Below are 19,168 nucleotides of genomic sequence, written 5' to 3' on the forward strand. Positions count from 1 at the left end.
TCCGGTTTTTTCGTTTTCTACCCGGGCTTAATTAGCGCCCTGGGGGTCCTTAAGGAACTTAAGAAAAGCGCTGTTGGCGTCGATCACCATCAGGTCGTCCTTGTTCGCAAAAGTGTTACGGTAGGCTTCCAGGCTTCGATAGAAACTGTAGAAGTCCGGGTTCGAGCCATAGGCGTCAGCATAAGTTCTTGCCGCCTGGCCGTCGCCTTCACCACGCGTCGTTTCTGAGCGCGCGAACGCCTCTGCCAGAACGACGGTGCGCTGACGGTCGGCGTCAGCACGAATGCCTTCTCCCAATTCGCGACCGCGGGAGCGAAATTCCTGCGCCAGCTTCATCCGTTCTGTCGCCATACGGCGGAAAACGTTCTCACTAACCTGGCCAGGAAATTCTATACCTTTCACCCGTATGTCCCGGACTTCGATGCCAAACTCGCTAACGGAGGTTTGGTTGACCAAGTCAACCAAGTTCGACATCAGCTGGTCGCGCTCACCGGAAACCACCTCCACCATGGTGCGAATACCGAACTCGTCGCGCAGGCCGTTGTCGACCCGTGACAACAACAGCGACTGAGCACGAAACTCGTCGCCACCGGTAGCACGATAGAACTGATCGACGTCCTGAATCTTCCAGGCGATATAGGAATCGACATCCAACGGCTTCTTCTCGACCGTCAGGTACTGCCGCGTTGGCAGATCCATGGTCAAAATACGGATGTCGAACTCACGCACTTGGTCAATCACAGGCACTTTAAAGTGAATGCCAGCCTGTATATCGGTTTGCACCAATTCACCAAAACGCAATTTTACGCCGCGGTGAGTCTCCGGAATAATAAACACACTCGACAATACCAGCAGGACAACAATCAGGGCACCTGCAAGACCAACAATACTTTTAGGTCCCATGATTATCTGCTCCTTCGGGCATTAGTGTCTTGACGGGTGTTCATTTCCTGGATGACCTGATTGGTAACATCCTGAATATCAGCCCGAGAAGCGCTGTCGCCATTACCCCTGAGCGATGCCGCCGCGCCTTGGGTCAATCGATCCAGAGGCAACAACATCATATTGCCGCTACTCTCGGTATCAATCAGCACTTTGCTGCTGTTTGACAACACAGTTTCCATGGTCTGCAAATACATCCGCTCGCGGGTAACAACCGGCGCCAGCTGATAGACCGCAAGCAGCTCCAGGAAGCGAGCCGTTTCACCGTTGGCGCGCTCGGTTACCTGCGCTTTGTAAGCGTTAGCTTCTTCAATCATGCGCTGGGCTTCACCACGAGCTTCAGGAACCACCTTGTTACGGTAGGTTTCCGCTTCTTCTTTTACTCGCTGCTCGTCTTCACGGGCACGCTGTACTTCGCGGAAGGCATCCTGCACCGCGGGTGGCGGCTGGGTGCTCTCTACGTTAACTCGTACAATTTCCAGGCCTGTGCCGTAATCGACCAGAAATTTTTGCAGGCGCTGTTCAACCATCACACCGAGCTGAGCACGGCCTTCGGTCAGAACCTGATCCAGCGTGGCGCTACCCACTTCGTGGCGCAACGCGCTGTCGGTGGCAAAGGCCAGAGCCTGGTTGGAATCACGCACGTTCAGAACGTAGGCTTTTGCATCGCCTACCCGATACTGAACCTGCAATTCAACGGTCACCAGGTTTTCGTCTTGAGTCAACATCTGGCCGCTTGTCTGCGCGGTGCGAACGTTGGTTACGCCCACTTTTGTGACGTCGTCAATAAGCGGCACTTTAAATTGCAAGCCCGGGGTTTCAGTACGATCATACTCACCGAAACGCAGAACTACAGCACGTTCCTGCTCGTCAACCGTGTAGAACGACTGAAAAACAACATAGCCGACCACAAGTATGCCCGCCAGTGCCAGAATGGCACCGACGCCACCGGACTTGCCGCCGATGCCCATATTGCCACCGCCGCCGGAGTTGCTGCCTTTACCTTTACCACCCAGAAGGCTGCTGAGCTTATCAAGGCCCCTTTTCAGCGCTTCGTCGAGATCTGGTGGTCCCTGATCTTTGCCGCCACGACCACCGTTGCCCCAAGGGTCGTTATCGTTGCGGTTTCCACCCGGTTCATTCCAGGCCATAGTACTCTCCGTTCCTAACATGTCGAATGGCTGCAAATACTAGAGATTTACTGGCTTACGGGCAATAGGCGATGATTGTCACTCGCTGCCTGCCCGGAACACCAGTTCATCCTCCCGCACTCCCGCCCGGCTCAGTAGCTGATGCCAGTCGCGGTTTTGCAATCGCACTTCCAGTATGGTTTCACCGGTTTCCCGGCTGGACTCGCTCAATACCGAACCCGCTTCATGAAGCAGCGCACGGAACTTGCCATCGGCCGGTCCCAGCACAACAAAATGATGCACAACGTCTTGCGCCAGGCGCTCTACAACGGCATCAAAAAGCCCCTGTAAACCGTCCCCGGTAACGGCCGATACCCAGGCCCTCACCGGCACGCCTTCTTGATTGCGATCCACTCGCGGAACAAACTCGTCTAGCAGATCCGTTTTGTTAAACACTTGCAGGACCGGCACGTCGTCAGCTCCGATTTCCGCCAGAACATCTTCTACTTGAGCTATATTGTCATCACGACGTTCGTCGTGACAATCAATCACATGCAACAGCAGCGCGGCTTCGTTCGTTTCTTCCAATGTAGCGCGAAACGATTCCACCAGTTTGTGTGGCAAGTGGCGGATGAAGCCCACAGTATCCGCCAGAATGACCGCACCGATATCCGGTAGTTCCAGGCGCCGCATAGTTGGGTCGAGCGTCGCAAATAACTGGTCAGCAGTGTATACGTCGGAACTGGTGATTCGGTTGAATAGTGTAGACTTTCCAGCGTTGGTATAACCAACCAGCGACACCGTGGGCAAATCTGCCCTCACCCGCGCCCGACGCCCTTGGTCGCGCTGTCTGCGCACTTTTTCAAGGCGCTTGTTGATCGACTTGATGCGCTCGCGCAGCAACCGGCGATCTGTTTCAAGCTGGGTCTCGCCGGGGCCACGCAGACCAATACCGCCTTTTTGACGCTCCAGGTGAGTCCAGCCCCGCACCAGACGCGTTGACATGTGCTGAAGCTGTGCAAGCTCTACCTGCAGCTTGCCTTCGTGGGTGCGGGCGCGCTGGGCAAAAATGTCCAGAATAACGCCAGTACGGTCTAAAACCCTGCACTGCAGTTCGCGCTCGATATTACGCTCTTGGCTTGGACTTAAGGAATGATTGAAAAGCACCACGTCGGCTCCTGCGGCGGCTACCGCGGCGCGAATCTCCTCAAGCTTGCCATCACCCACAAAAAAGCGCGGGCTCGGCTGCTTGCGCGACCCGGTGACTGTATCCACCGGTTCTACACCAGCAGAAATGACCAGCTCGCGGAATTCGCCAGGATCTTCGTTACCATCGTGCGCGGTAAAATCAATATTGACCAGAACCGCGCGCTCACCAACGTCAGGACGCTCAAACAATGGGCAGTTTCTCCGGATTACTCAATCAGAAAGTCGGATTCATATAAACAAACACCCGCGTTCCCGCTGAACCCTGGGGTTCGTCAGGAGCGCGGGTGTACCACTGGAACCCGCATAGCAGGACAGAAGAATCAGTCTTCAGACTCGCCTTCGTCCTCGCCCTCGCCCTCGCCTGCGGGGTTCTGCGGCGGAATGCGAACATTTCTTGCCGGCACAACGGTAGATATAGCGTGCTTATAGACCATCTGACTGACGGTATTTTTCAGCAAAATAACAAATTGGTCGAAAGATTCGATCTGGCCCTGCAATTTGATGCCATTGACCAAAAAAATAGAAACGGGAATGCGCTCTTTTCGCAGTGCATTCAGGTAAGGGTCTTGTAAAGAATGCCCTTTTGACATGTGTATTCTCCTGTTTGAGTAAGTCAGATCGTCAATTCAAGTATTCAATGTGGTGTTAAGGCCGGCTTTTTTCAAGGCATCCGCAACGATATCTTTGTTATCACTGCCCAGCCAAAGCGCATCTGGCCATTTTCGCAGCCAGGTTAGCTGTCGCTTGGCCAATTGACGGGTGGCGGCAACGCCTTTGTCCACAAAGGCTGTGTGGTCGCACTGGCCGGACAAGTGCTCCCATGCCTGGCGGTAACCGACACAGCGCATGGATGGCATAGAGGGATCAAGATCACCGCGAGCCATCAAACCTTCAACTTCACTCAAGAGACCTGCATCCAGCATAGCCAGAAAACGCTGGTTAATACGATCATGCAGTATCTGGCGCTGCTGCGGCGCAACAACCAACTGAGTTATAGTATACGGAAGGCTAGAGCCTGCGTCTGCCTGCCAACCGGTGAAATAAGTGTAATTCTCGTTATCAGCAGCGCTAGCATCCGCGATGTTCGCGGTCGCTGCTGGCGGTGCTTGCCAAAATGACGAAATCGGCTGCCCGGTCAAGCGCTGCACTTCCAACGCGCGGATCAGCCGCTGGCGGTTATTAGGGTGAATAAGGCGAGCCGCAACCGGGTCCGCCGCCGCTAACTCCCGGTGCAGCGCCTCCCAACCCTGCACTTGAGCCTGTTGCACCAGCTGCTCACGCACTTGCGGATTCGCCGACGGCAAATCCGACATGCCATGAAGCAACGCTTTGAAATACATCATGGTGCCACCCACTAACAACGGAATACGGCCCGCTGCCGTGATCTCAGCCATTTCGATCAGCGCATCGCGGCGGAAATCAGCCGCAGAATAGCTATCAGCGGCGTCACAGATATCAATCAGGCGGTGAGGCGCCAGCGCCAGCTCGGCGGCGCTGGGCTTGGCCGTACCAATATCCATACCGCGATAAATCATCGCCGAATCCACGCTGATAATATCGCAGGGTAAGTGCTGGCAGAGCTGAAGAGCCAGGTCCGTTTTACCGGAGGCGGTCGGGCCCATAATAAAAATAACAGGCGGCAATGCTGCCGCTGCGGATTGATCGGCAAAACCGACAGCGTTCATCAACGCCCCCGTAGAAACAGTTTATCCAACTCGGCCAGCGTCATCACTGTCCAGGTTGGGCGGCCGTGGTTGCATTGACCGCTACGTTCAGTGGCCTCCATATCCCGCAGCAGCGAGTTCATTTCCGGAACGGTCAACTGGCGGTTGGCCCGCACCGAGCCGTGGCACGCCATGGTGCCCAATAATTCCTGAGTGACCGCTTCAACCCTGTCACTCCGGCCATGCTCAATCAAATCAGACAGCACATCCCGCACCAGCTGCTCACCATCGGCACCGCGCAACAACGCCGGAATTTGTCGCACCGCCAGCGTCTCTGGCCCAATGCGCTCTATTACCAGGCCCAACTGTTGCAGTTCATCGCCGTGGGTCTCAACCAGTCCGGCCTCTTTTTGGCTGACTGCCAGCGATAGCGGCACCAACAAAGGCTGGCTTTTCAGATCCTGCTGAGCCAACGCCTGTTTCATGCGCTCGTACGTAATGCGCTCGTGCGCCGCGTGCATATCCACCATAATCAATCCGGCGCGGCTCTGTGCCAGAATATAAATACCGTGCAACTGAGCAATGGCATAGCCCAAGGGCGGCTCTTGTTCGCTGTCTTCGGGCATTTGCGGAGAGTGAGCGGCAACGATTGCCTGGTGGCCTGCAGACACACCGCCCCCGGCATTCAGAGCCTTATAAAAACCGAGCTGGTCACTGGCCTGCCACTGATGTTGCGGATTTGGATGTGTCACTTGGCCAGGCGTTCGATCGAGGCCGCCCGGGTAGCCCAAAGCCGATTCACTTGCGGCCGATCCTGGCGACGGCAGCCCTTCAGCAGAAGCCGCAACCCCCGTTCCAGTTGCAACCGCGTTTTCGCGACCCAGAGACTGCGCTACCGCACCACGCAAGTGGTCGTCCGGGCGCACGTCTGCCAGCGCTTTGTGCAGAGTACGAAACAGAAAATCGTGGACCAGACGACCATCGCGGAAGCGCACCTCGTCTTTGGTAGGGTGCACATTGACATCCACTGATCCCGGGGCCACTTCCAGATACAGCACAAAAGCGGCGTGGCGATTGTTATACAGCACATCTCTGTAGGCCTGGCGTACCGCATGCGCCACCAGACGGTCACGAATCACACGACCGTTGACGAAAAAGTACTGAAGGTCAGTCTGACTGCGGGAAAAGGTGGGCAGAGCAACCCAACCCCACAGTTTCAACCCGGTGGCTTCGGCGCTAATGGCCACTGCATTGTCGATAAACTGCTGACCACACAGCGACGCAATCCGCCGCTCTTTATCCAGCTCTGACAAGGCCGGTCGCAGGCTTTGCACGGCACGCTGGTTATGGCGCAGATTGAAGCCGGTATCGAAACGACTCAGAGCCTGTCGCCGGACGCACTCTTCTACGTGGCCAAATTCGGTTTTTTCAGTACGCAAAAACTTGCGCCTCGCCGGCGTGTTAAAAAATAGATCGCGAACCTCTACCGTGGAGCCCACCGGGTGCGCCGCCGGCGATACGTGCGCGTCCATCTCGCGGCCTTCTACTTCGACTTTGCTTGCGGCTTCCTGATTTTCGGTGCGCGAGGTCAGGCTCAGGCGGGATACGGAACTGATACTGGCCAGTGCTTCACCGCGGAAACCCAGCGAAGCGACTGCTTCAAGGTCGTCCAGACTGGTAATCTTGCTGGTAGCGTGGCGACTCAGGGCCAGGGACAGGTCTTCAGCGGCGATACCACAGCCGTCGTCGCGCACCCGGATCAGCTTGACGCCGCCCTGCTCAATGTCCACATCCACCCTACTGGCGCCGGCATCCAGAGCATTTTCTATCAATTCTTTAACCACGGATGCCGGCCGTTCCACCACTTCACCGGCGGCAATCTGGTTCGCGAGCCGGGGGGTCAGCAAATGTATATGGGGCATGACTGGCGAGGACCTCTTCTGCAACGAATTGTTTAGCTAATCGCTCAGCTGGCAGGAATAGTTATGGTTTGACCTACCATAACACGGTCGCTCTGCATGCCGTTAAGGTGCATAAGCTCACGCACGGACAGCTGATTTTCCCGCGCCAGATCAGACAGGGTGTCACCTCGCTGGATGCGGTAGCGGCTCACGCGGTTCTGCATCTGGCCGTTCTGCTTCTGCCACGCCAGCAGCGTACCCGGTGGCGGTGTTTTGCGGAAATAGCCGTCAATACCGGTCATAATCGCAGCAGATAAGCGCTTACGATAGAGCTCAGTGGACAAGTTCTTTTCTTCCTGAGGGTTTGAGATAAAGCCGGCCTCCACCAATATAGACGGTATATCCGGCGATTTGAGCACCACAAAAGAGGCCTGCTCCACGCCGGGCTTGTGAAGTTCGGTCACTCCCCCCAGCTGCCCCAGTATTGCGCTACCCACGCCCAGACTGGCGTTAATGCTGGCGGTCATAGACAGGTCCAGAAGAACCCCGGCAAGGGTGTCATCGCGGCCTTCCAGCGAGACGCCTGAGCCGCCAATCAGGTCAGAGCGGTTTTCGCTTTGCGCCAACCAGCGTGCGGTCTCACTGGTCGCTCCCCGTTGCGACAGAGCAAATACCGATGCCCCTTTTGGCTGTGGCGTGCGGAACGCATCCGCATGCACTGACACAAAAAGATCGGCGTTGTATTTACGGGCCAGAAGCGTGCGATTACGCAGGCCAATGTAGTAGTCGCCGGTGCGGGTCAGCTTGGCGCTGTAACCCGGGCGGCTGTTGATAAGGTCGTGCAGGGTTTTAGCCATGCTCAGCACCACGTCTTTTTCACGCGTACCGCGGGGCCCGATAGCGCCCGGATCTTCACCGCCGTGGCCAGCGTCAATCACTATGACAATGTCGCGCTTACCCGCGGAGTCGTGGGTAATGGTCGGCTTTGCCGCCTTGGCCCTATCAACGCGGGTGCCACCCTCGTCAATCAGGTCTATCACTAAACGGTGGCCGTATTGCTGGTTCGGTTTTAATAAAAAACTGCGAGGTTTCACGCTTTTTTGCAGATCCAGCACAACCCTCAGATCTTTACCATTGCGCACCGCGCTGCGAATACGGCGGATAGGGCTGCCAGACAAGTCCAGCTTGTCCAGGCTCGTCTGCAGCCGGGTGTCTTTCAAGTCTATAACCAGGCGGTCTGGGCCCGCCAGCGCGAAAATAGTGTGATTGACTTCGCTGGCTGTATCGATGACCAAGCGAGTGTGATCCGGCGCCGGCCAGATTCGCAGGCCTTCAACACGGGTACCCGCCTGAGCCACCTGCGTGAGAAGTAGCAGGTTCAGGGCCAGACAAGCCAGCACGGTTCTGCTGCAGATCCTGTTATAGAAATAAGCCATTGGTCATCCCTTTGTCACGAGTCGGTATGGTGCGCATCTTCCGGGCCAATTATTTCCAGCTCATTCAGCATATCGGCGCCCATCTGAGAGCCAGCGCGCAAGATGGCCGAGCGACCATTGCCCTGGGATTCCAAATGCACTGTCAGGTCCGCCTTGGGCAGTAGCTCTTCGCCCCTCTCCGGCCACTCCACCAAGCATAAATTATGATCATTAAAATAATCACGAATGCCCATAAACTCCAGTTCTTCCGGGTCTTTCAAACGATACAGGTCAAAGTGATACACCGGCGGCTGCAAGTTCTCGTAAGGCTCCACGATGGTGTAAGTCGGGCTTTTTACCGCACCCTCGTGCCCTAACCCGCGCAGCAGGCCCCGGCTGAGCGTGGTTTTGCCCATACCCAGATCACCATCCAGATAAATCGCCAGCGCGTTTTCTGCGCGCTGGACCAAGCGCGCCAACTCCCGGCCCAAACGTTCAGTTTCACTCTCATCCGCCAGGAACAGCCTGCGCTCATTGCCAAAAATTGTCATAGGTCCTCCGGTGTGCCGCGAACTTGTTTACATAACGCTGCGTTCAGTTACTGTTCCATTCAATGCCCTGAGCAAGCTAACACCCGGGGCAAAGCGTCAATAACATCGGTTGGCTGCAGACCCATATAGCCGAACTGCTGAGTTGCCATATTAGCTGCCGCCAGGTGCAGGGCTGCGGCCGTCACGACTGCCTGGGTCGGACCCGTCAGCTGAGCCAATAAACCACCCGCAATACCCGCCAGTACATCCCCCATCCCCCCGGTAGCCAACCCCGGATTACTGCCGCTGACCACAAATATTTGACCGTGCATGGTCGCAATCACGGTGCCAGCGCCCTTAAGTAGAATGACGCCTCCGTAGCGCGACTGTAACTTGCGCGCTGCACTTAACCGGTCAATCTCAACCTCTGCAACGGTGCAACCCAAAAGACGCGCAGCCTCACCAGGGTGGGGGGTCAAAACACGATTGTCCGCGGCTACCGACGCTTTGTTCGCCATCAGGCCGCCTGCCATCAGATTCAAGGCGTCGGCATCCAACACCTGCGGTTTGTTACATTCCAACACCTGCTGCAACATCTGTTGACCCCAGGCCGACTGGCCAAGGCCTGGCCCACAAACCACCACGGTTGCAGCCGCTAGCAGAGGCGCCAGCTCAGAACCATGCACAACGCCGTGGCTCATTACCGACGGGCACCGGCTCAGTGCTGCAGCCACATGCTCTTGCCGGGTTGCCAAGGAAACCAGCCCTGCACCGCTGCGCGCAGCAGCCTCAGCCACCAGCAGCCCCGCACCACCAAAACCGCGATCGCCCGCAACCACTAACACATGGCCAAAATTGCCTTTGTGAGCGTTGGCAGCGCGCTTCGAAATACCCAAAGTAACGGAGGACCAGTCAGCCCGTGTGGCTAACACCGGCTCGGCACAGCCACCAAGCTGCTGGGCAAAACCCAAATCCTCGAAAACCACCTCACCGCAAACAGCAGGACCGTGGCCGGTGAACAGGCCGGCTTTCAAACCTATAAACGTCACCGTAGCGTCCGCAGCAACAACATCACCCGCGGCTGCGCCGGTAGTAGCATTGAGCCCTGAAGGTATGTCCAGCGCCAAAACGCCCGCAGCTGATTGATTGCAAAGCACAACAACTCGTGCGAATTCACCCCGTGGCGCGCCATTCAGGCCAGTGCCCAACATAGCGTCTACCGTAACATCGGCCTGTTCCAGAAAACTCGTCAAATCCGTGTCAGTCGACTGCGCTGACGTCACCATACTGATTTTCTGATCGTTCGCCCGCTGCCAGGCTTTACCGGCATCACCCTGCAGTTTAGCGGGATCTGTCAGCACCAGGCAGGTTACGCCCAAGCCATGGCGCAGAGCGCACGTCGCCAACAGATAACCATCGCCGCCATTATTACCCGCACCGCAGAGCACCAACACCCGGCGGCACTGGGGCCAGCGTCGCAAAAGCTGGCGAAAAGCACTGCGGGCAGCGGCCTGCATCAACTCAAAGCCATCGACTCCTTGCTCGTCAATCAAGTACCGATCCAGATTGCGCACCGAACTGGCGCTGTACAAAGTCTGTGGCAGGCCAGCTCCGCGCCCTGCGGGCGCTGACAGATCAGGCTTTGATAGACAAGACTCTGATAGACTGTTCCTTGCTGACCACGACATCGGACACTCCAAGCCAAAGAAACCGGTTTAAGACAAATTGCCAGCTATCTGTAAAGCATAGCAAAACCACAAAAAAGGTCACAACTTAATCAAATTAAATCTGTACGCCAACGCCAGCAAAACGCAGATTCGCCCCACACAAACGGCCGGCCAATGACAGCATCACCAGCAACATCAACAACCTGCGCAAAAAACAGTGACCAGACGGCGAATCTGCAGGCATTGGTGCAACAGATTCGCGACTGGGCCCAAGAGCTGGGTTTTGCCGACCTCGGCATCACCAGCGCCGATACGGGCGAACACGCGCAACGCTTGCAACACTGGCTGGAACAGGGCTACCACGGCACCATGGATTACATGGCAAACCACGGTGACAAACGCTATACCCCGGCGTCGCTGGTTCCGGGCACCGCGCGCGTCATTTCCGTGCGCATGGATTACCTGACGCTGCCCGACAACCCAGAACAGGCGCTCCGCAATCGCGAAAATGCGTACATCAGTCGTTATACCTTGGGGCGCGATTACCATAAGCTTATGCGTAAGCGCCTGGCGCAGCTGGCCAAACGTATCGACAGCGCTCTTGAAGGCCACCAGCATCGCGCCTTTGTGGACAGTGCTCCTGTGCTTGAACGCGCTCTGGCCCAGCGTGCCGGGCTTGGCTGGATTGGCAAAAACAACATGGTGATACACCCCAAAGCGGGCTCGTTCTTTTTCCTCGGGGAGATTTACACCAGCGCGCCTTTGCCCATAGACGCGCCCTTTACAACTGACCACTGCGGCAGCTGCTCGGCCTGCCTGCAGCTGTGCCCTACCAATGCATTTGTGGACGCACACATGCTGGATGCGCGGCGCTGCATAAGCTATCTGACCATTGAATTGAAAGAGAGTATTCCGGAAGAGCTGCGTCCACTAATGGGCAACCGGGTGTTTGGTTGCGACGACTGCCAGTTGGTGTGTCCGTGGAACAAGTTCAGCAAACATTCAGAAGAAGACGACTTCAAACCCCGCCACGGTCTGGATAACACGTCTCTGGCAGCGCTGATGATGTGGAGCGAAGAACAGTTTTTGCAGCGTACAGAAGGCTCGGCTATTCGCCGCACCGGTTATCACGGCTGGTTGCGCAATCTGGCGGTCGGGCTGGGCAACGCCCCTACCACCATTCCAGTGTTAGAAGCGCTGCGGGCGCGCCAGGATTACCCGTCTGAGATGGTACGCGAGCATGTGGAGTGGGCGTTGGCCCAACACGGACTGGCACCTTGAAAGCCAGCAGTTGCTCCCCGGGCGTTCGTATCGCTTGAGCGCATCAGAATTTAAACGATCTTACAGTTTGAAAAAATGCTCGCGATAATGGCGCAGCTCGTTAATAGAATCGCGAATATCGTCCAGCGCTAGATGATTGCCCTGTTTCTTGACTCCGTTCAGCACATCCGGACGCCAACGCCGCGCCAGCTCTTTGATGGTAGACACATCCAGATTGCGGTAATGGAAGAACTCTTCTAGCTGCGGCATGTACTTGACCAAAAAGCGCCGGTCTTGGCCGATACTGTTGCCGCACAAAGGAGAATCACCCGATTCCAGGTGTTCGCGCAAAAACGCCAGGGTCTGCTGCTCGGCTTCGGCTTCGCTGATACGACTGTCTTTTACCCGTTGGGTCAGACCACTTTCACCGTGGGTACGGGTACACCATTCGTCCATCGCGCCCATCAGAGTGTCAGACTGATGCACCGCAAGCACCGGGCCTTCGGCAATCAGATTGAGTTCGGAATCGGTAATCAGGGTAGCCATTTCAATAATGCGCTCCTGCTCCGGATCCAGACCTGTCATTTCCAAGTCAATCCAAACCAGGCGATTGCCCTTTTCCATCGATATTTCTCCTGCATGGTGCTAACGGTAAAATCCGGAATTTATCAGCGAAACAGTCGATAGTGCAGTCGCCAAACCGGTTGTATGACAAATAGTATGCCAATATGATGACACAGCAGCTTTAAAACAACCCTGAAACTTTACCCGGTTAATGAAAACTCTATGGCAAAACGGCGACTTAACAAACAGCAACAATGGCGCATCGAAAAAATTCAGGGCGAACGGACAGCGCGCGCCGCACGTAAGGAAGAACAGGTAAAAGAGCAGGTCGATGCGGGTGAGTTAGGACCGGAAGTTCAAGGTTTGATTATTGCGCACTACGGCCAGCAACTGGACGTAGAAGCCCTTGAAGGCGAGTACCAAGGAACCGTTGTACGCTGCTTTGTGCGCGCCAATATCGACAGTTTGGTCACCGGCGACAAAGTCATTTGGCGCTCCGGTAAAAATCTGACCGGCGTAATCGTCGCTCGCTGCGAACGCATCAACCTGCTGCAGCGGCCGGACAACTTCGGCGCGCTGAAACCGGTGGCGGCGAATATTGACTACATTATTCTGGTGATTGCCCCCGAGCCCGAGCCCCACGACAACCTGATTGACCGCTATCTGGTGGCGTCAGAAACCACTGACATTCCGGCCATACTGCTGCTGAATAAAACCGACCTGATCAACGACGACAACCGCAGCGCCATAGACGCACTTCTGGCACGCTATGAAGCATTGGGCTATCAGGTGGTGCGCACGTCCGCTGCCTTGGCTGGCAACCAGCCACCGCCAGAGCTGGAAGCCCTGGTGAAAGATCGTACGACGGTGTTTGTGGGCCAGTCTGGGGTGGGTAAATCGTCCATCATTCAAACCCTGCTGCCCGATGAAGAACTGCGGGTGGGCGCAGTGTCGCAGAGCACCGGCAAAGGCATTCACACCACCACCACCGCCAAGCTGTTTCACCTGCCCATCGGCGGCGACCTAATTGACTCGCCGGGCATTCGCGAGTTTGGCCTTTGGCATATGACACCGCAAGAAATCGAGTATGGCTTTCGCGAAATTCGTGACCTGATGGGCTACTGCAAGTTCCGCAACTGCCGTCACGCCGGCGACCCCGGTTGCGCCATTGATGCCGCTGCGGAAGACGGTCGCCTAAGCCCGGAACGCAAAAGGAGTTTCCACCGCATTTTACAGGCGATGGCAGAGCAACAGGCTCGCGGCCTTAAACTGGCTCAACCCGGAATACGGTAGCGCCGGAAATCTTGTGCGTTGGGGTATACACTTTTTGATGAAATGGGCCGTTTGTTAAACTTCGCGCCATCGTAGCCAAAGGATTTTTCTGATGATGGAAAAGCTGTTTGTTCTGAGCCAGCATATTACGCCCCAGCACTCACTCTCCCGTCTGGCTGGGCGCCTGGCTGACAGCACCGGTACGCCAGCCTTACGCCGCCGCTTGATACGCTGGTTCATTAACCGCTATGGCGTCAACATGAGCGAAGCTGAAAACAGTGACCCCGAAGCCTACGACAGCTTCAATGATTTTTTTACCCGAGCACTCAAGCCTGGCTTGCGACCCATTGAGGGTAACGAAAGCACGCTGGTTAGCCCGGTAGACGGTTGTGTCAGCCAGTTGGGCAATATAAGCGGGGGCCGCATCTTTCAGGCCAAGGGCCAATCGTTCAGCTTGCTGGAACTGTTAGGCGGTGATCAGCAGCGGGCCGATATCTTCGCCGAAGGTGAATTCGCCACCATTTACCTGGCCCCCGGCGACTATCATCGGATTCACATGCCGATGGCCGGAAAGCTGCAGGAGATGGTGCACGTGCCCGGCCGATTGTTCTCTGTAAATCCGACTACCGCGGCCAGCGTGCCCAACCTGTTTGCCCGCAATGAACGCGTCGTCTGCATGTTTGATACCGCGGCTGGCCCAATGGCGCTGGTCTTGGTAGGCGCAATGATTGTTGGCAGTGTGGAAACACCCTGGGCCGGCGTCGTGAAACCGGGAGCGGCGCCGGGCGACGGCGGTGTTAGCCAGCAAAGCTACAGCGACGAGCAGGCCCTGAAGTTTGCACGGGGTGAGGAAATGGGTCGTTTCCGCCTGGGTTCTACCGTCGTGATGGTGATGTCGAAAGGCCGAGCACAGTGGAGTAATGCCCAAAAACCCGGAAAAAAAGTGAAGTTAGGCGAAGTTTTCGGCCAGGTCAAAGCGTGAAGTTTGAGGCTTGTATTTGGAAACGATCGCGCTCAGGCCTTGGCGAATGGAAAGGCTAGCACCTCATCAATCGAGCTGGCACCCAGTTTCAGCATCAACAACCGGTCCAGCCCCAGGGCAACGCCGGCGCAATCGGGCAAACCGCTGTCCATCGCGGCCAGAAAAGCGTCGTCTTGCTCTATGGCTGCCTGGCCGCGGGCCTGACGGAGCCGGTTATCCGCTGCAAAACGCCGGCGCTGCTCATCCGCATCCGCCAGCTCCCAGTAGCCATTACACAACTCCAGCCCATTAATATACAACTCAAAGCGATGAGCGACCGCGAAACCGCCAACCTGGCTGGTGCGCGCCAGCGAGGCCTGTGAAGCAGGGTACTGATGGATAAACACCGGGCAGTCCAACCCTAACCGGGGCTCGACCGCAAAACTCATCAGCAAGTCCAGACAGTCATCGCGACTCATACCCACAAGCTGCTGCGGCTCCATCCATTGCCCGCAGCGGGCGTGCAGCTGCGCATCGGTGCAGGTAAATGGATCAATATGCGCCCAGCGGTGTAGCGCTTCGCGATAACTCAGAGTGTGCGGTCGCAAGCAGTCAAGCCAGGAACAGACCAGGTCCGCTACATCGTTCATCAGGGTTTGGTCATCAAAGCCGCAGCGGTACCATTCCAGCATGGAAAATTCAGGGTTGTGCCGACGCCCGCTTTCACCGTCGCGAAATACTTTTGTAACCTGGTAGATATCGCCACAGCCCGCTGCCAACAAGCGCTTCATGTGATATTCCGGAGAAGTCTGCAACCACCCGCCTTGACGGCCCGCTGCGCTCACCCGGGCAGCAATACCGCTCAGATTCGGGTCGGTGACACCGCAGCGGCCAAGCACCGGGGTTTCAACCTCCAGCACTTGGCGCTGCGCAAAAAAGCTGCGCACAAACGACAGTTGTTGTGCGCGGCTTTTCAGGGCTCGGCTGGCAGCGCTGGGCCGCCAGTTATCAGCATTGCTCATCAACGCCCTAGCTTTTAACCCGATTCATATATTCACCGGTGCGAGTGTCTACTTTTAACACTTCACCAATGGTAATAAACAGCGGCACGCTCACCACGGCGCCAGTGGACAAAGTCGCCGGTTTGGAGCCGCCTTGGGCGGTATCGCCTTTCATGCCGGGATCGGTTTCAACCACTTCCAGCTCGACAAAATTCGGCGGCGTAATCGTCAGTGGAGCACCGTTAAACAAGGTAACCGTATAAACATTCTGTTCTTTTAGCCATTTAAGAGTATCGCCCACGGCTTTTCCATCGGCCGCGTACTGCTCAAACGAACCATCGGTGAGCATGAAGTGCCAGAATTGGCCGTCGGTGTACAGGTATTCCATGTCCTGATCCATCACGTCTGCACCTTCCAGACTTTCGTTAGACTTGAAGGTACGGTCCCACACCCGGTTGGTCATCAGGTTGCGCAGGCGCACCCGACTGAAGCCCTGGCCTTTACCGGGTTTTACAAATTCGTTTTCCAGAATGATGCAGGGGTCGCCTTCAAACAAAACCTTAAGACCGCCGCGAAATTCGTTGGTAGAATATGAAGCCATGAAATGTCCACCTGCCAATAGGCTGTTCAGAATTTTAAGGCCGCTATGATACAGCGAACCCCCGTACGTATAGAAGCCCGCGCTCACCCGGAGTGTGGGGAAAGTTCAGAGTCCGCCAGCTGGCAACAGATTTTAGCCAGCTCCATCAACCGTCCGGCAGAACTGCTGGAACGTCTGGGGCTCTGCCCTGAACAATGGCTGGCCGGAGCAGATGCTGGGCACCTGCTGTTTTCGATACGGGTGCCCGAGCCTTTTTTAGCTCGCATGGAATATGGCAACCCCAACGACCCCTTGCTGCGCCAGGTACTGCCACTGGTCGACGAAACCCGCACCCTGGCCGGATTTGTCGCCGACCCACTGGCCGAAGCCGACGCCATGGCAACAACAGGGCTGATCAGAAAATACAAAAGCCGCGCCTTACTTATGGTGACAGGGCAATGCGCCATTAATTGCCGCTACTGTTTCCGTCGTCACTTTCCCTACGACGAGCAACGGCTCAAACCCCAGGACCGCCAAACCGTGCTGAACACACTGGCAAACAGTCCGGAAATTAACGAAGTGATTTTCAGCGGGGGCGACCCTTTGGCCGCCAACGACAAATTACTGGCGCAATGGGTCCAAGCTCTGGAGCAGATCCCTCACCTACGCCGGCTGAGGGTTCACACCCGGCTGCCGGTCGTGATTCCACAGCGGGTTTGCGATGCGCTTTTACAATGGATTCGCGCCACCCGATTACGGGTTGTTGTGGTGCTGCACATCAACCATCCTGCGGAAATCGACCAAGCTACTGTTCAGGCCCTGCAAAGGTTAACCGACGCCGGTGTGACCCTACTGAACCAGAGTGTTATACTACGCGGCGTGAATGACAGCGTCGATGTACTGGAACAACTCAGCGAGCGGATGTTCGATGCCGGTGTATTACCCTACTACCTGCACGCGTTTGACCCTGTAGCGGGGGCTCATCATTTTGCCGTCCCGGACAGCGAGGCCAAAGCTCTGACACGTGGACTGCTTGAACGCCTGCCAGGTTTTCTGGTACCGCGTTTAGTGCGCGAATTACCCGGTGCTGGCAGCAAAACGCCCCTTAATTTGGAGTAATGCGAAACAGCTTACTTTGTAACAAATTGTCGCGTCGGTGGTTTTTTGCTTTGCGTATTTGCTTTGCTGGCCTACATTACGTAGTGAATTTACACACTTATTCCTCGACGCACTGACTTTTTATTATGGATGGCACCTTTCTGAAACCAGATATCCGGGTACCAGAGCAAAAAACCGCGAGCCTTTCGTTCTGCGACACCACACCCAAAGCCTTCAAAAAATGGGCCGGGTTATTGCCTATGGCCAACATTGGCGAAGTGTCGCGTCAGCTCTATCACGCCATTATTGAACTAAATCAGCTTTTTTTGCCGCCACATCAGCGCTTGCAACTGTTAGACGTTATTCGTGAAAAAATCCACTTTGTGTGCTCAGAGCTGTCCAGCCACTTCATCGGTACCGCGGTATCAATGCCGGAAAAGCAACGCAAGATCGCCAATCTGGCACAGGCCCTGCAATTGCACCTGTCCGGAGGTTACAAACTCTGCGTGATAGAGCTGCTGAATGCAGGCACCCCGGATAAAAATCGCAAAGCTCTGGTCATCGCCATTCACCGCAGCATTGCCGAGCTGTCCGGCACCATACTGCGAGCGTATCAGCTTTACTGCCCTACCCCGCCAAACAGCTGGCTGGATTGCCATAAGCTTTACAAGTTTGCGCTCGCGCATCAGCTAACCGCTATTAAAGTTGACGATGCCACTCCTAGCCAGCGCAATTCAAGCAGCATTGACGATGCCTACAAACGCATTTTATTGTTGGGGTGCGCCCGCCCTAACCAGTTGCGCCAAACGGAACTGAGCCAGCTTTTTACGCTGTTTGAACCCTGGACCGATCTGACAGATTTCGTGCCCGGCGACCAAGGTGACAGTTTGTTCGTGGTAAATATGCGCGCAGACAAGTCGCCGGTATACCGCAGCCTGCTGGGCGAGGCTGAAGAAGGCGACTTTTTCAGTTTTGACAGCAGCCGCCTGTCGGCCCAAATTAGCCAGGCCATTCAAACAGCTGATAGTGACGAAGCAAGCGAGCTGACGCTGCCTCCACATACCAGTGATACCCTGCTGATACACCTCGCCCAGGCGCTGGGCACTCTTGCCAAACGCAATTTCAACCGCGTAACCAACCAGGGCAGCCTCGAACTGTGTGTCGGGCTGACCGCGGTGCACTATTTTATGGCGGGACGCAAAACCCTGAACGACTTCACCCGACAGCCTGAAGCGGAAGACACCGAAGACAACATGTTTATCCGCAGCTCCACTCGAAAAAATGACGCTTGGGCCGGCGTGCGCGATGACGATAACAGAGTCGAAGGCATGCTGGCCGGCAATGCCCCTATAAACTTCACCAGCGCCAGCGCCCGTGCCAGCGCGGTACTCAAAAACGCGCCCGGCGCCTGTCGCACAAAGATGATAAATACCAGCCCAGGCGGCTTTTGCATTGTCTGGGACAGCCAAATACCGAGCAGCCTGCAGACAGGCGAAATTCTCGGCGTACGCGAGCAGAATTCACAACCCTGGAGTGTTGCCGTGGTTCGCTGGATTCGCCAGATTAAAAACGAGGGCACGCAAATTGGCATTGAACTACAAGCACCCACGGCGACACCTTGCGCTGTGCGCTTAATTCAGAAACTGGGTAACAGTAGCGAGTACTTACGCGGGCTGATGCTGCCGGAAATCAGCGTCATCAACCAGCCTGCCACGCTTATTGTACCGCGGATACCGTTTCAATCTGGAAACCGCATTACCCTGCTGATTGATGACCAGGAAGAGCAAGGCCAGCTGTTGAAAAAAAGGACGGCGACGGGCAGCATCAACCAATTTGAAATAAAACTTCAGAGCAGGCCTGACGCTAAAACCAGCACCGATAGACCCGGTCCTGCATCCAGCGAAGATGAATTTGATTCGCTCTGGCCCTTGCTGTGAGGCGCGTAAATTCTTTGTACCTGATTGCCTAATCAGA

17 protein-coding genes are annotated in these 19,168 nt (G+C 56.0%); 5 read left to right on the forward strand and 12 right to left on the reverse strand.

Features of this window, described 5'->3' with window-relative positions:
* Positions 1-27: 27 nt before the first annotated feature.
* The 9 genes from hflC to MRBBS_RS13270 all read right to left on the reverse strand — a co-directional run bounded on the left by hflC (position 28) and on the right by MRBBS_RS13270 (position 10,383).
* Complete coding sequence (hflC, locus tag MRBBS_RS13230) at positions 28-903, reverse strand: protease modulator HflC (protein ID WP_014872034.1); 876 nt, start codon at positions 901-903, stop codon at positions 28-30.
* Between the two features lie 2 nt (positions 904-905).
* Entirely contained in the window at positions 906-2,093 is a 1,188-nt protein-coding gene (gene hflK, locus MRBBS_RS13235) for an FtsH protease activity modulator HflK (RefSeq protein ID WP_014872035.1), read from the reverse strand.
* Positions 2,094-2,171: 78 nt separating this feature from the next.
* Positions 2,172-3,470 carry a ribosome rescue GTPase HflX gene (gene hflX, locus MRBBS_RS13240; protein ID WP_014872036.1) on the reverse strand — a complete coding sequence of 433 codons (1,299 nt, stop codon included), beginning with the start codon at positions 3,468-3,470 and terminating at the stop codon, positions 2,172-2,174.
* A 131-nt stretch (positions 3,471-3,601) separates the two neighbouring features.
* On the reverse strand, positions 3,602-3,871 hold the full coding sequence (hfq, locus tag MRBBS_RS13245) for an RNA chaperone Hfq (protein WP_014872037.1): 270 nt from the start codon (positions 3,869-3,871) through the stop codon (positions 3,602-3,604).
* Positions 3,872-3,907: 36 nt separating this feature from the next.
* Complete coding sequence (gene miaA / locus MRBBS_RS13250; RefSeq protein ID WP_014872038.1) at positions 3,908-4,966, reverse strand: tRNA (adenosine(37)-N6)-dimethylallyltransferase MiaA; 1,059 nt, start codon at positions 4,964-4,966, stop codon at positions 3,908-3,910.
* On the reverse strand, positions 4,966-6,867 hold the full coding sequence (mutL, locus tag MRBBS_RS13255) for a DNA mismatch repair endonuclease MutL (RefSeq protein WP_014872039.1): 1,902 nt from the start codon (positions 6,865-6,867) through the stop codon (positions 4,966-4,968). The genes miaA and mutL overlap by 1 nt, the downstream gene beginning before the upstream one ends.
* A 44-nt stretch (positions 6,868-6,911) precedes the next feature.
* On the reverse strand, positions 6,912-8,282 hold the full coding sequence (locus tag MRBBS_RS13260; RefSeq protein ID WP_014872040.1) for an N-acetylmuramoyl-L-alanine amidase: 1,371 nt from the start codon (positions 8,280-8,282) through the stop codon (positions 6,912-6,914).
* A gap of 14 nt (positions 8,283-8,296) precedes the next feature.
* Positions 8,297-8,812 (reverse strand): tRNA (adenosine(37)-N6)-threonylcarbamoyltransferase complex ATPase subunit type 1 TsaE, encoded by a 516-nt coding sequence (gene tsaE / locus MRBBS_RS13265; RefSeq protein WP_014872041.1) that lies wholly within the window; start codon positions 8,810-8,812, stop codon positions 8,297-8,299.
* Positions 8,813-8,871: 59 nt separating this feature from the next.
* The gene (locus MRBBS_RS13270) at positions 8,872-10,383 is read right to left on the reverse strand and encodes an NAD(P)H-hydrate dehydratase (RefSeq protein WP_014872042.1); all 1,512 of its coding nucleotides are present in this window, start codon (positions 10,381-10,383) and stop codon (positions 8,872-8,874) included.
* 249 nt (positions 10,384-10,632) lie between these two features.
* Between MRBBS_RS13270 and queG the strand changes: the two genes are divergently transcribed.
* On the forward strand, positions 10,633-11,739 hold the full coding sequence (gene queG / locus MRBBS_RS13275; RefSeq protein WP_041635295.1) for a tRNA epoxyqueuosine(34) reductase QueG: 1,107 nt from the start codon (positions 10,633-10,635) through the stop codon (positions 11,737-11,739).
* A 60-nt stretch (positions 11,740-11,799) separates the two neighbouring features.
* Here the strand turns inward: queG and orn are convergent, their stop codons facing one another.
* A complete protein-coding gene (gene orn / locus MRBBS_RS13280; protein WP_014872045.1) occupies positions 11,800-12,342 on the reverse strand; it encodes an oligoribonuclease in 543 nt (180 codons plus the stop codon).
* A 162-nt stretch (positions 12,343-12,504) separates the two neighbouring features.
* Between orn and rsgA the strand changes: the two genes are divergently transcribed.
* Together rsgA and asd are read left to right on the forward strand one after the other, a co-directional pair.
* Complete coding sequence (gene rsgA / locus MRBBS_RS13285; protein WP_014872046.1) at positions 12,505-13,575, forward strand: small ribosomal subunit biogenesis GTPase RsgA; 1,071 nt, start codon at positions 12,505-12,507, stop codon at positions 13,573-13,575.
* Positions 13,576-13,666: 91 nt separating this feature from the next.
* Positions 13,667-14,536 carry an archaetidylserine decarboxylase gene (gene asd / locus MRBBS_RS13290; protein WP_014872047.1) on the forward strand — a complete coding sequence of 290 codons (870 nt, stop codon included), beginning with the start codon at positions 13,667-13,669 and terminating at the stop codon, positions 14,534-14,536.
* A 32-nt stretch (positions 14,537-14,568) separates the two neighbouring features.
* Here asd and epmA read toward each other — a convergent pair whose 3' ends face one another.
* Positions 14,569-15,537, reverse strand: coding sequence for an EF-P lysine aminoacylase EpmA (gene epmA, locus MRBBS_RS13295; RefSeq protein ID WP_014872048.1), 969 nt, complete (start codon positions 15,535-15,537; stop codon positions 14,569-14,571).
* Positions 15,538-15,544: 7 nt separating this feature from the next.
* Positions 15,545-16,117 (reverse strand): elongation factor P, encoded by a 573-nt coding sequence (efp, locus tag MRBBS_RS13300; protein ID WP_014872049.1) that lies wholly within the window; start codon positions 16,115-16,117, stop codon positions 15,545-15,547.
* Positions 16,118-16,162: 45 nt separating this feature from the next.
* Between efp and epmB the strand changes: the two genes are divergently transcribed.
* Positions 16,163-17,215, forward strand: coding sequence for an EF-P beta-lysylation protein EpmB (gene epmB, locus MRBBS_RS13305; protein WP_014872050.1), 1,053 nt, complete (start codon positions 16,163-16,165; stop codon positions 17,213-17,215).
* A gap of 125 nt (positions 17,216-17,340) precedes the next feature.
* A complete protein-coding gene (locus MRBBS_RS13310; RefSeq protein WP_014872051.1) occupies positions 17,341-19,131 on the forward strand; it encodes a hypothetical protein in 1,791 nt (596 codons plus the stop codon).
* The last annotated feature ends 37 nt before the right edge of the window (positions 19,132-19,168 follow it).

Origin of the sequence: Marinobacter sp. BSs20148 (assembly GCF_000283275.1) — a bacterium.
GTDB classification, from domain to species: Bacteria; Pseudomonadota; Gammaproteobacteria; order Pseudomonadales; family Oleiphilaceae; genus Marinobacter; species Marinobacter psychrophilus.

Bases quoted from the DNA above. Each gene is read 5' to 3' on its own strand.
- hflC (WP_014872034.1), bottom strand. From the start codon at position 903: ATGGGACCTAAAAGTATTGTTGGTCTTGCAGGTGCCCTGATTGTTGTC.
- hflK (WP_014872035.1), bottom strand. From the start codon at position 2,093: ATGGCCTGGAATGAACCGGGTGGAAACCGCAACGATAACGACCCTTGG.
- hfq (WP_014872037.1), bottom strand. From the start codon at position 3,871: ATGTCAAAAGGGCATTCTTTACAAGACCCTTACCTGAATGCACTGCGA.
- miaA (WP_014872038.1), bottom strand. From the start codon at position 4,966: ATGAACGCTGTCGGTTTTGCCGATCAATCCGCAGCGGCAGCATTGCCG.
- mutL (WP_014872039.1), bottom strand. From the start codon at position 6,867: ATGCCCCATATACATTTGCTGACCCCCCGGCTCGCGAACCAGATTGCC.
- MRBBS_RS13260 (WP_014872040.1), bottom strand. From the start codon at position 8,282: ATGGCTTATTTCTATAACAGGATCTGCAGCAGAACCGTGCTGGCTTGT.
- tsaE (WP_014872041.1), bottom strand. From the start codon at position 8,812: ATGACAATTTTTGGCAATGAGCGCAGGCTGTTCCTGGCGGATGAGAGT.
- queG (WP_041635295.1), top strand. From the start codon at position 10,633: ATGACAGCATCACCAGCAACATCAACAACCTGCGCAAAAAACAGTGAC.
- orn (WP_014872045.1), bottom strand. From the start codon at position 12,342: ATGGAAAAGGGCAATCGCCTGGTTTGGATTGACTTGGAAATGACAGGT.
- rsgA (WP_014872046.1), top strand. From the start codon at position 12,505: ATGGCAAAACGGCGACTTAACAAACAGCAACAATGGCGCATCGAAAAA.
- asd (WP_014872047.1), top strand. From the start codon at position 13,667: ATGATGGAAAAGCTGTTTGTTCTGAGCCAGCATATTACGCCCCAGCAC.
- epmA (WP_014872048.1), bottom strand. From the start codon at position 15,537: ATGAGCAATGCTGATAACTGGCGGCCCAGCGCTGCCAGCCGAGCCCTG.
- efp (WP_014872049.1), bottom strand. From the start codon at position 16,117: ATGGCTTCATATTCTACCAACGAATTTCGCGGCGGTCTTAAGGTTTTG.
- epmB (WP_014872050.1), top strand. From the start codon at position 16,163: ATGATACAGCGAACCCCCGTACGTATAGAAGCCCGCGCTCACCCGGAG.
- MRBBS_RS13310 (WP_014872051.1), top strand. From the start codon at position 17,341: ATGGATGGCACCTTTCTGAAACCAGATATCCGGGTACCAGAGCAAAAA.